General features: G+C 62.5%; 11 protein-coding genes. 4 read left to right on the top strand and 7 right to left on the bottom strand.

Annotated features, from left to right (window positions below):
* Both ACIQ09_RS20820 and clpS read right to left on the bottom strand, forming a co-directional pair.
* Positions 1-1,602: AAA family ATPase (locus ACIQ09_RS20820; protein ID WP_398314118.1), on the bottom strand; the 1,602-nt coding region annotated here is incomplete at its 3' end.
* Between the two features lies 1 nt (position 1,603).
* Positions 1,604-1,912: an ATP-dependent Clp protease adapter ClpS gene (gene clpS, locus ACIQ09_RS20815; RefSeq protein ID WP_398314122.1), complete on the bottom strand. Its 309-nt coding sequence runs from the start codon at positions 1,910-1,912 to the stop codon at positions 1,604-1,606.
* A gap of 391 nt (positions 1,913-2,303) precedes the next feature.
* Between clpS and ACIQ09_RS20810 the strand changes: the two genes are divergently transcribed.
* The gene (locus ACIQ09_RS20810) at positions 2,304-2,507 is read left to right on the top strand and encodes a cold-shock protein (RefSeq protein ID WP_079433360.1); all 204 of its coding nucleotides are present in this window, start codon (positions 2,304-2,306) and stop codon (positions 2,505-2,507) included.
* A 197-nt stretch (positions 2,508-2,704) separates the two neighbouring features.
* On the opposite strand, the gene rpmG is transcribed toward ACIQ09_RS20810, so the two are convergent.
* The 3 genes from rpmG to radC form a co-directional block, all read right to left on the bottom strand.
* Complete coding sequence (gene rpmG / locus ACIQ09_RS20805; protein WP_398314115.1) at positions 2,705-2,872, bottom strand: 50S ribosomal protein L33; 168 nt, start codon at positions 2,870-2,872, stop codon at positions 2,705-2,707.
* Between the two features lie 28 nt (positions 2,873-2,900).
* Complete coding sequence (rpmB, locus tag ACIQ09_RS20800) at positions 2,901-3,137, bottom strand: 50S ribosomal protein L28 (RefSeq protein WP_398314120.1); 237 nt, start codon at positions 3,135-3,137, stop codon at positions 2,901-2,903.
* A gap of 119 nt (positions 3,138-3,256) precedes the next feature.
* Positions 3,257-3,934: a DNA repair protein RadC gene (gene radC / locus ACIQ09_RS20795; RefSeq protein ID WP_398314113.1), complete on the bottom strand. Its 678-nt coding sequence runs from the start codon at positions 3,932-3,934 to the stop codon at positions 3,257-3,259.
* A gap of 47 nt (positions 3,935-3,981) precedes the next feature.
* Here radC and coaBC point away from each other — a divergent pair, with 47 nt between their 5' ends.
* Genes coaBC through ACIQ09_RS20780 form a run of 3 tightly spaced genes read left to right on the top strand, consistent with a single transcriptional unit; the run spans position 3,982 to position 6,077 of the window.
* Positions 3,982-5,172, top strand: a complete 1,191-nt coding sequence (gene coaBC / locus ACIQ09_RS20790; RefSeq protein WP_398314111.1) for a bifunctional phosphopantothenoylcysteine decarboxylase/phosphopantothenate--cysteine ligase CoaBC — start codon at positions 3,982-3,984, stop codon at positions 5,170-5,172.
* 27 nt (positions 5,173-5,199) lie between these two features.
* Positions 5,200-5,649, top strand: coding sequence for a dUTP diphosphatase (gene dut, locus ACIQ09_RS20785; RefSeq protein ID WP_398314109.1), 450 nt, complete (start codon positions 5,200-5,202; stop codon positions 5,647-5,649).
* A complete protein-coding gene (locus ACIQ09_RS20780) occupies positions 5,649-6,077 on the top strand; it encodes an NUDIX domain-containing protein (RefSeq protein ID WP_398314107.1) in 429 nt (142 codons plus the stop codon). The genes dut and ACIQ09_RS20780 overlap by 1 nt, the downstream gene beginning before the upstream one ends.
* Before the next feature lie 52 nt (positions 6,078-6,129).
* On the opposite strand, the gene ACIQ09_RS20775 is transcribed toward ACIQ09_RS20780, so the two are convergent.
* Together ACIQ09_RS20775 and aceK are read right to left on the bottom strand one after the other, a co-directional pair.
* Positions 6,130-8,808 carry a 3-hydroxybutyrate oligomer hydrolase family protein gene (locus ACIQ09_RS20775; protein WP_398314105.1) on the bottom strand — a complete coding sequence of 893 codons (2,679 nt, stop codon included), beginning with the start codon at positions 8,806-8,808 and terminating at the stop codon, positions 6,130-6,132.
* A gap of 151 nt (positions 8,809-8,959) precedes the next feature.
* Positions 8,960-9,930: bifunctional isocitrate dehydrogenase kinase/phosphatase (aceK, locus tag ACIQ09_RS20770; RefSeq protein ID WP_398314103.1), on the bottom strand; the 971-nt coding region annotated here is incomplete at its 5' end.

Below are 9,930 nucleotides of genomic sequence, written 5' to 3'. Positions count from 1 at the left end.
GCGCTCCATGTACTCGGACATGTCGAAACGCACGAGCTCGATTCCCAGCGTGTAGGCGAGTTGCCGGGCGACTTCCGTCTTACCGACGCCGGTGGGGCCGCTGAAGAGGAATGATCCGATGGGCTTGTGGGGATTACCCAGGCCCGAACGGGACATCTTGATGGCCTTGCCGAGGGCCTCGATGGCTGCGTCCTGGCCAAATACGACGTTCCTGAGGTCTCTCTCCAGGGTCTTCAGGGCGGCCCTGTCGTCATTGGAGACGCTGCGCGGCGGGATGCGAGCGATCTTGGCGACGATCTCCTCGATCTCGGTCTTGCCGATGAGCTTCTTCTGGCGTGACTTGGGCAGGATGCGCTGGGCGGCACCGGCCTCGTCGATCACGTCAATAGCCTTGTCAGGCAGGTGCCGGTCGTTGATGTAACGGGCCGAGAGTTCTGCCGCACTCGAGAGCGCTGAAGCCGAATACTTGATGCCGTGGTGCTGCTCGAAACGGGACTTCAGCCCCTTCAGGATCTCGACGGTCTCGGATACGGAGGGCTCAACCACGTCCACTTTCTGGAAGCGGCGGGAGAGGGCGTGATCCTTCTCGAAAATTTGGCGGAACTCGGTGTAGGTGGTCGCACCGATGCACTTCATCTGACCCGAGGACAGGGCCGGTTTGAGCAGGTTGGAGGCATCCAGGGTGCCGCCCGACGCTGCACCCGCGCCGATCAGGGTGTGGATTTCATCGATGAACAGGATGGCGTTCGGGTGATCGGCGAGTTGCTTCAGGACCGCCTTCAGGCGTTGCTCGAAATCGCCCCGATACTTTGTGCCTGCCAGCAGTGCGCCCATATCCAGGGCGTAGACCTGGGCGTCGGCAAGGATCTCCGGGACACGTCCTTCGACGACGCGCCGGGCCAAGCCTTCCGCAATGGCGGTCTTGCCCACGCCGGCTTCGCCGACCAGCAGCGGGTTGTTCTTGCGCCGCCGGCACAGGGTCTGGATGACACGCTCGACTTCCTTCTCGCGACCGATCAGGGGGTCGATCTTGCCGAGGAGGGCTTGCTGGTTGAGATTCTGGGTGTAATTGTCCAGTGCGCCGCCGGCGGACGTGCCTTCCTGCTCCTGCTCACCCTGCTCCGACTCGCCAGCAGGGCGACCCGCAGCCGGATTCGCGCCTTGCTGGGGTGTCTTGGTGATGCCGTGGGAGATGAAGTTCACCACGTCGAGGCGGGAGATGTTTTGGCGTTGCAGGAAATAGACTGCGTGGGAGTCTTTTTCGCCGAAGATGGCGACGAGCACGTTGGCTCCGGTGACTTCCTTCTTGCCGGAGGACTGGACGTGCAGGATGGCCCGCTGGATGACGCGCTGAAAACCCAGGGTGGGCTGGGTGTCAATGTCTTCCGTGCCCTCGACCTTGGGCGTGTGCTCGTTCACAAAGTTGGTGAGTTCCTTGCGCAGCTCGTCGGTCTTGGCCGCGCAGGCCCGCAGCACTTCGGCAGCGGAAGGGTTGTCGAGGAGCGCAAGCAGGAGGTGCTCCACGGTGATGAACTCATGGCGCTTTTGTCTGGCTTCGACAAAGGCCATGTGCAGACTGACTTCAAGCTCTTGCGCGATCATTTCAGTTTTCCTCCATGACGCATGCCAGGGGGTGCTGGTGCTGGCGTGCGTACGCGATGACCTGCTCGACTTTGGTGGCTGCGATGTCCCGCGGAAAGACCCCGCACACACCAACGCCCTCTCTGTGCACTTTGAGCATGATCCGCGTCGCTTGTTCGCGGTCCTTGCCAAAGTATTTCTCTATCACGGCCACCACGAAATCCATGGGGGTGAAATCGTCGTTAAGGAGCATGACTTTAAAGAGCGGCGGCGGTTTGACCCGCGTCACCGACGTTTCAAGTACAGACTCTTCCTGCTTTTTGATGACCATGCGACCCATTCTAAACAACCCCGATGATTGTGCAAGAGTGACTTGGCACACCTGCCGGGGCTTTCCAAAGCGGTGCACTTGCCCCGTCATGGTGCGTCGCAAGTGGGGCAAAAGCTGCGTTGAAATGTCGGTTTTTGTTGGAAAACGCACAAAAACACCACATTTATTTGCCGCTTTCGTGTTGTGGTGCAACATTTGTGCCGGTTTACAAATGCGTTGACGAGGCCAATCAAGTCACGTAAAAGCAGACCTGTGCTCGTGCCAAGGCCGGGGCTGCGGGGTTTGCGTTGCGTGTTCGAAGAAGCACCCTCGAAAGTCCTGTCTCTGTCTTGACCCGATCGCATGCCGGACGTCCGGATCGTATTACTGCAATCAAGAAGGAATTAGCAATATGGCAACTGGTACTGTTAAGTGGTTCAACGACGCCAAGGGTTTCGGTTTCATCACGCCGGATGACGGTAGTGAGGACCTGTTCGCGCACTTCTCTGCGATCAACATGAACGGGTTCAAGTCGCTGAAAGAGGGGGAGAAGGTTCAGTTCGAGGTCACCCAGGGTCCGAAGGGCAAGCAGGCGTCGAACATCCAGCGCGCTTGATCTGTTCCGATCCGTCGGGGCTTATGGCTCCGATGCAGTGATCCAGACCGCCGGCCTGCGCAAGCTTGCCGGCGGTTTTGCTTTTGCGGTGCCGGTTTGACGAGGACGTGTCGTGCGCGTCTGTAAGGCTAAAAGCAAAAAACCCGCACAAGGCGGGTTTTTAGGTGCAACAAGCGGTAATCGCGTGCCGGAAGCAATTACTTGAGTTTCACTTCCTTGTACGGCACGTGCTTGCGGGCAACGGGGTCGTACTTGTTGAACTCAAGCTTGCCCGGGGTGGTGCGCTTGTTCTTGGACGTGGTGTAAAAATGCCCGGTGCCAGCAGTGGACTCGAGCTTGATCTTTTCGCGGCCGCCTTTTGCCATGTCGATTTATCTCCGGTGGTAAAAAGGCTCAGACCTTTTCGCCGCGAGCGCGAAGCTCTGCAACGATGGCGTCGATGCCCTTCTTGTCAATGGTGCGCAGGGCCGCGTTGGATACGCGCAGGCGCACCCAACGGTTTTCGGCTTCGCTCCAGAACTTGCGATTCTGCAGGTTCGGCAGGAAGCGGCGCTTGGTTTTGTTGTTCGCGTGGGAAACGTTGTTACCCACCATCGGTGCTTTTCCGGTCACTTGGCAAACGCGAGCCATTTGTTGCTCCAAACTGGTTTTGATTCGATAAGACTCTCGATTATAAGCGACGAAGTTCACTCGAATCAATACCTTGGTACATTTCAGATGGTGAATGTGCGCCTCGGTAAGTCCGGAACCTAGAGCAGGCCTCGCTCTGCGAAGGAAACGGGGGCGGCGTTGCCGGCCACGATGAAGTGGTCAAGGACCCGCACATCCACCAGCGCCAGGGCCTGGGTGAGGCTTTTTGTCAGCGATTGGTCGGCGATGCTGGGTTCCCCGACGCCGGACGGGTGGTTGTGGGCAAGAATCACGGCGGCGGCATTGCGCTCGAGGACCAGCTTGACGACCTCCCGCGGGTAGACCGAGGTTTGGGTTAGCGTGCCCCGAAAAAGCTCGACGTTGCCCATTACCCGGTTCTGGGCGTCCAGGAGCAGGATCATGAAGACTTCGTGGGGGAGTTGCGCCAGTTTGAGACGCAGCCAGTCGCGAACCGCGCGGGGGGAATCGAGTACGTCGCGGCGGGCCATCTCTTCGCTGAGGGCGCGGCGTGCCAGTTCGAGAACCGCCTGCAGCTGGGCGTATTTGGCGGGCCCCATGCCGGGAATGGCGGAGAAGGCTGAAGCAGAGGCCGCACACAGCGGTGAAAGTCCGCCGAAATGACCCAGAAGGTCGCGGGCAAGATCGACGGCACTCTTACCCCGGATGCCGACCCGCAGGAACAGGGCCAGTAGCTCGGCATCGGACAGGGCGCCGGCGCCAAGAGCGAGGAGGCGCTCCCGCGGGCGTTCGTCGGCAGGCCAGTCGGTGATTGCCATGGCGTGTACAATTCCAGCTTCTGAAGGACTTGGATAATACCATTGGCATGAGTGAGCTCAAGGGCAGGAAACTGGTGTTGGGGGTGACGGGGGGCGTGGCCGCCTACAAGTCGGCCGAGTTGGTGCGCCTGTTGAGCAAGGCCGGGGCGGACGTCCATGTGGTGTTGACGGAAGGCGGCGCACGCTTTGTGACGGCGGTCACCTTTCAGGCGCTATCCGGTAACCGGGTGTGGACCGATCTGTGGGATCCACGCATGGACAACAACATGGCCCACATCGACCTCACCCGTGATGCTGACGCGATCCTGATTGCGCCGGCGACTGCCGATGTGATGGCCAAGCTGACCCATGGTCTGGCCGACGACCTGTTGACCACGCTTTGCCTGGCACGGGACTGCCCCCTGCTGGTGGCGCCGGCCATGAACCGGCAGATGTGGGAGAGCCCTGCCACGCAGCGCAATGCCGCGCAGCTGTGCGCTGACGGGGTGACCCTGTTTGGGCCGGCGGCGGGCGAGCAGGCCTGCGGTGAAGTGGGGCTGGGGCGAATGCTGGAGCCCGAAGACCTGTGCGAGGCGGTGATCGGGTTCTTTCAGCCCCGCCTGCTTGCCGGGCGGCGGGTGATCATGACGGCCGGGCCGACCTTTGAGGCTATCGATCCGGTACGTGGCATCACCAATTCAAGCTCCGGCAAGATGGCCTATGGTCTGGCCCGGGCCTGCGCCCAGGCGGGGGCGGAGGTGGTTCTGGTCAGTGGTCCGGTGGCCCTGCCTGCACCGGCGGGAGCCCGCCGGGTGAGCGTGCGCAGTGCGCTGGAAATGCGCGAGGCCGTGTTTTCCGCCCTGCCTGGTGCCGACGTTTTCATTGGCGTGGCTGCAGTGGCGGATTATCGTCCGGCCACCTCGGCCGAACACAAGATCAAGAAATCCGGCGCAGATCTGTCCATCACCCTGACGCCCAACCCGGACATCCTTGCCGACGTGGCGGGTTTGCCAAACCCGCCCTTCTGTGTAGGCTTTGCTGCCGAAAGCCGCAACCTGGACGAATACGCGGAAGGCAAGCGCAAGGCCAAGAAGCTGCCCCTGATTGTCGGCAACCTGGTGCAGGACGGGCTGGGCGGAGATGACAACCTGGTGGTGCTGTATGACGACGCTGGTCGTCACCCTCTGCCGAAGGCACCCAAGCCGGATCTTGCCCGGGCCATCGTGGCCCATCTGGCGGGCCTGTTGCCCAAGTCCTGACACCCAGCCCTGAATGATTGGATTGCCATGCACCGAATTGACATCAAGATTCTCGACGAGCGCCTGCAGAGTCAGCCGCCTGCGTACGCAACCGGCGGCTCGGCCGGGCTGGACCTGCGGGCCTGCATCGATGCACCCATCAACCTGGCGCCCGGGCATACGACCCTGGTGCCGACGGGCCTCGCGATCCATCTGGCCGACTCCGGCCTGGCCGCGATGATCCTCCCGCGCTCGGGGCTGGGGCACAAGCACGGCATCGTGTTGGGTAATCTGGTGGGGCTGATCGATTCGGATTACCAGGGCCAGATCTTCGTGTCAGTCTGGAATCGGGGGCATGAGCACTTCACGGTTCAGCCCATGGAGCGCATCGCCCAGCTGGTGGTCGTGCCGGTGTTACAGGTGGCCTTCAATGTGGTGGACGATTTTGATGCGAGCGAGCGGGGTGTTGGTGGGTTCGGCAGTACCGGCAAGCACTGATGCGCCATCCCGGCATTCCCACCGGTGTTCATGTCCTGCTTGAGCGGGAAGGCCGGGTGTTGCTGATGCGCCGCGCCGGGACGGGCTTCTTCGATGGTTTGTTCAGCCTGCCCGGCGGCCATGTGGAAGAGGGCGAGTCCGTGGTGGCAACGGCCGTTCGTGAGATGGCAGAGGAGCTTGGGGTCGTGCTCGATCCGGACAGTGTGGCCGTGCTGGGTGTGGTCCATCGTCGCTCGGATACGAACCGGATCGATTTTTTCGTCCGGGCTCTGTCATGGCGTGGTGAGCCGCATATTGCCGAGCCTGACAAATGCGATGCGCTGAACTGGTTTCCCCTGGATGACTTGCCCGAGGCTGTCGTACCCTACATTCGTGATGCCCTTGCGGAGGGGCCGGGCCCGTGGATACGGGAATCCGGCTGGTGCTGAAATGAAAAACCCCGGGTGTTGAGATCCGGGGTTTTTCATTCCACGGGCGGCTTTACTCCGGAACGTTCACCGTCCCGCCGCTGTAGGTGATGATGTCTGCCCCAACCGGGCTGCTGGCTATGGGCGGTACGTTGCTGACGGTGAGCGCCGGTGCTGAGCCCGCCGTGCCGCCGCGCGGTGTGGTGCGAATCACCTGGGAGTCGGGCAGCGCGGTTCCGTTCTTCAGGTGGGCATACATAATGTCCATGCCTTGGTTGAAGTACACATGCAGGGGCACCAGATTGCTGTCATAGCCGGGCAACAGGCCGTTGTCGATGAAGGTGTCAAAGTGCTGGGCGTTGGTGACCTCGTAGTAGCGCAGCTTGCTGGTGGTGCCATCGGCCTTGCGACTTGCTCCGTAGTAGGCGCGGGATGCGTGATTGACGGGGATCAGGGTGTCGGAGCGGCCTGACACGATGACCGTCGGCTTGCCCATGAGTGCCCCACTGGCCTGCACTTCCGCGATGCCCTGGCGTACGCGGTCGGACTGGGCGAGGAGGGTGCCGGTGAGTTTGCTGCCTGTCACTGCATCCAAACCGGTTACCAACGAGCGGGCGCACAGGGCGCCATCGAGGGCCGCATCGGCGAGCCCCGTGGAAGGGGATACCGCCAGTACGTCCCGCTTGGCGCCGCCACTGGCCTCGTTGTAGACGAGGTTGATGCCGCCGGTGGGCGGGACGCCATTGCCGGTGGCAAAGATGCCCGCCTGGACCAGGGCGCTGGTGGCGGTGACGTTACCCAGTGTGGCTCCCGCCACGGCTACCGTGCTGCCGAAGCTGAAACCGCAGACATTGTCGGTCACGCTGAAGCGCCCGAGGGTGTTCAGGTAGGTAACGACAATTGATGGTGTGGCGAAGGCGTGATGGGACGCGTGATAGAGGTCATGCTCACTGCTCCAGCCGTAACTGCGCAGCTTCTGGAGCGCTTCGTCGGCTTGCGCCTGGAGCGTCGTGCCGGCCAACAGGCCCTTGGCCTTGAGTGCCGTGCATCGATTGGCCGCATAGCCGGCGATGAAGGCGGCGCCTGGCGAACCCGTGGCCGCGGCCGACAGCGCGGCGCAAGGCTGGTAGAGGTTGGCATAGGTGAAGTAGTCCATCAGCGGCTTGCCGATCGTGCTGACCGCGGCCGTGCCCTGCTTGATGCCGACGCCGCTCACGTCCTTCGGTTGAATCTGGGGCTCACTAATGGCGACGCCGTCGATCAGGCCCAGGCTGTCCTGCTCGGCGGCGAGAAGCGCCGCGCCGGCGCCATTGGACGCAGACGAGGCGATCACCAGGGTGTTGGCCGGGCGGATGACGCGGGGCTTCTTGCCACTGGCATCGGCCGTGCCGTATTTCTCGTTGAGCACATAGAAGGCGAAACCCACCGCATCCAGGGTGTTGCGGCCCCAGTCCTTCTCGGGGTTCTGGCGGGAGTGGGCATGCTTGTAGGCGATCCGGTTGGGGAAGGCTGCATTGAAGGCGTCGAGCTGGGTCTTGGTCAGATCGGCGGCAAAGTGGGCCCGCTTGCCGGCGGCGCTGGCGCTGGAAACGGTGCCATCGATCAGGTTGACGGTGTCCCGGGCCAGGTCGTGCATGCCGTTGCCGCTGCCCTTGTCGGTGTAGGCCACGGCACAGCCGTGCTTGAGGCCCCACTCACCAGCCGTACCGATTGCGCCATAGACGCCCCGCGAACCCGAGGACGTGGCGGTGACGATGCACGGCTGGGCGGCATTGAAGCTGGCGGGAATCTGCACCATCACGGTGACCAGGCGGGTGCCGCTCTCGTCACCGGAGAAGGCGATGGCCTCGGTGCCGGCGATCTTGCCTTCGCCCAGGGTGTCGCCGCCATTGATGTCGATGTTGGGGCCGTAGAGGGTGCCGTAGCCACCGGTGGGCTTGTTGGCGTCCACGAGGGCGCGGTAGTTGTTGTAGACGGCGTTGCGGCGCAGCTCGGCGGCGGTGGGGGCGGCGGCATTGGTGTAGGTGGGGGCCACGGCACTGCCGAGCCCGGTCTTGCCGAGCCCGGCGGTGAGGAGGTCGTCGCTGTTGCCGTCGTAATCCTGGATGCGGTAGGAGTCGGCGCGGATGCGCTCGGGTTGCCGGTTGTAGGCAATAAAGCCCGTGCCGGACGGGCGCAGGTCGACGAGCGTCAGCAGGCGGTCGGTTTCGTCTCCGTCGGTGCTGGCGGTGCCGGGCTGAAACCTGGCATGGCGCAGGGAGGCCGGGCGTTTGCCGAGTTCGGACTCTAGGGCGTCGAGCAGCTTTGCATCGGCGTTGGCCACGCTGGCTGCGCCGACCTGGCTGAAGGTGCCCGTCGTAAAGGCGGCCCGCAAGGCGGTATCGGAGCTGACGCCCAGCGCCAGTTGGGCAATGCTGTTGGTCGCGGTGTTGATGTTGGCGGGCTTGCCGGCATCGTCCTCGGTCACCAGGGCATGCCATACCCCCTGACTGCCGGTGATCTGCAGCATCAGCGGGTAGGTCAGTCCGACGGTCTGGATCGTGTAGTTGCCGTTGCTGTCGGTGGTGGCGCTGCGGGTTTGGCCCGTCTTGTCCTTGATGGTGACCGTGCCGTTGGCGATGGCCAGACCCTCCGCAGCGATCCCACTCAGCTGAATACTCTTGTCGTTGCTGCCGCCCCCTCCGCAGGCCCCCAGGACCAGGGTGCTGCTGACCGCCAGCACCAGAGCTTTCAATCGAAACCGGTATTCCATGTCTCTCCTCCTTTATTGGTTATGGGAAGTGCCATCCAGATGGCAACTTCACATCCATGGTGGTACTTGCCGACGGAGTGCGACACTGGGGTTTACCTGAACGCCATGAAAAACCGCCGGACAAGGCCGGCGGTCGGGGCAGAAAACAGGCTCAGGCGGCTGGTGACGGGGGCGCGTCGGTTTGGGTGCCGTAGGCGTTGCAGAAGCGCAGCTCTTGCGGATACGGGTAGAAGTCCTCCACGTAGCCATTGCGTATCCGGGCCTGGGCGTCCTGCCAGAAGCGGGGGTCGAGCAGGTTGCGGTGGTGTTTGAGGAAGGCCTTGCGGATCTTTTGCTGGCCAAGCAGGAAGGTGGCGAACTCCTCCGGGAAGACATCCATCGGGCCGGCCGAGTACCAGGGCTCGCCAGACATCTCCATGTCCTCGTTGGGCGCAGGGGGGATCTTGCGGAAGTTGCAGTCGGTCATGTACTCGATCTCGTCGTAATCGTAGAACACGACACGTCCGTAGCGGGTCACCCCGAAGTTCTTCCATAACATGTCGCCGGGGAAGATGTTGGCGATGGCCAGTTCGCCGATGGCCTGGCCGTATTCGCGCACGGCCTCGTCAACCTGCTCGTCGCTGGCCTTGTCCAGGTAGATGTTGAGCGGAGTCATGCGGCGTTCGATATACACGTGCTTGACCACCAGGGTGTCGCCGTCCTCTTCGATCACCGAGGGGGCGAGTTGCTTGAGCTGGGCGATGAGATCGGGGTGGAAGCGGCTGCGGGGCAGGGCGACGTTGGAGAACTCCAGGGTGTCGGCCATGCGCCCGACCCGGTCCACCTGGCGCACCAGCAGATACTTGCGCTTCACCGTGGCCCTGTCCATGTTTTTTGAGCTACCAAAGACGTCCTTGATGATCTTGAAGACGTAGGGGTAGGACGGCAGCGTGAACACCAGCATGACAAGGCCGCGGATGCCCGGCGCCTCGATGAACTGGTCGTTGGAGTGGCGCAGGTGGGCGATCAGATCGCGGAAGAAGATGGTCTTGCCCTGCTTGCCCAGGCCAAGCATGGTGTAGAGCTCGGAGCGGGGCTTGTTCGGCATGATGCTGCGCAGGAACTGCACATAGCCCGACGGTA

It is taken from the genome of Zoogloea sp. (assembly GCF_044344315.1).
Classification (GTDB): Bacteria; Pseudomonadota; Gammaproteobacteria; order Burkholderiales; family Rhodocyclaceae; genus Zoogloea.
This window is presented reverse-complemented; position numbering and strand designations above follow the sequence as displayed.